At 61.9% G+C, this 601-nt stretch carries 1 protein-coding gene and 1 pseudogene; both read right to left on the bottom strand.

Translation table 11 applies throughout. The features are described from left to right. Positions 1 to 131: 131 nt before the first annotated feature. Entirely contained in the window at positions 132 to 338 is a 207-nt protein-coding gene (locus tag EOA24_RS44015) for a hypothetical protein (RefSeq protein WP_189354710.1), read from the bottom strand. A gap of 132 nt (positions 339 to 470) precedes the next feature. Further along, positions 471 to 601 (bottom strand): annotated as a pseudogene (locus EOA24_RS43730) (transketolase); the annotation flags it as partial.

Here is a 601-nt window from a genome sequence, read left to right as displayed (position 1 = left end):
CTGACAGACTGCCTTGCTCGATTGGCTGCATCTTGTTCATGGATCACCGCTGCAATGTTGGGCCGCACCGAATCGGCAACGGATAGGGGATGAGACGATCTTATATCCTGTAAGTCGGTTGCGAAACATGGCTAAGGACGGGCGGTGCTCACCTCGATCTCGAGCCGCATTGTTCCCGCGCCGACAAGATCGATGTCCTCGGAGACTGCCGCGATGCGCTCGTGCACCGCCGGATGACAATGGCCAAGCACGTTGGCGCCGAAGCCGCAATGGTAGTCGGTATACTGGTGTCCGTCGACGTCGGTGGAGAAACGCACCCTGCGCCCGGGCAAAGACATGCGGCGCGCCGAGCCGGCGGCTCGGGCTGAGCAGTCCGCCCGGCATTACTGCGTTGGCGCGCTCGATGAGTGATGTGGCGTTGTTGTTATTGATCATCTGAAATCCGTGCTGCGCTGTAACAGTCCGTTGGTTCAGCCGAGCGCTTCGAGGGCGGGGGCCTCGATTCCCGCCGCGTCCAGCCGGTAGTGCTTGTAGAGATGCGTCGGCGGCGCGATCAGGCTGTATTCGTCACGGATGCCATGGCGTATCAGCCGCGCCGGGC

The organism is Mesorhizobium sp. M2A.F.Ca.ET.039.01.1.1 (assembly GCF_003998035.1).
Classification (GTDB): domain Bacteria; phylum Pseudomonadota; class Alphaproteobacteria; order Rhizobiales; family Rhizobiaceae; genus Mesorhizobium.
Note: the sequence above shows the minus strand (reverse complement) of the source record. Positions and strands in the feature narration are given on the sequence as shown.

Excerpts from the sequence above, each read along its gene's own strand:
- EOA24_RS44015 (WP_189354710.1), bottom strand. The coding sequence starts at position 338 with ATGTCTTTGCCCGGGCGCAGGGTGCGTTTCTCCACCGACGTCGACGGA.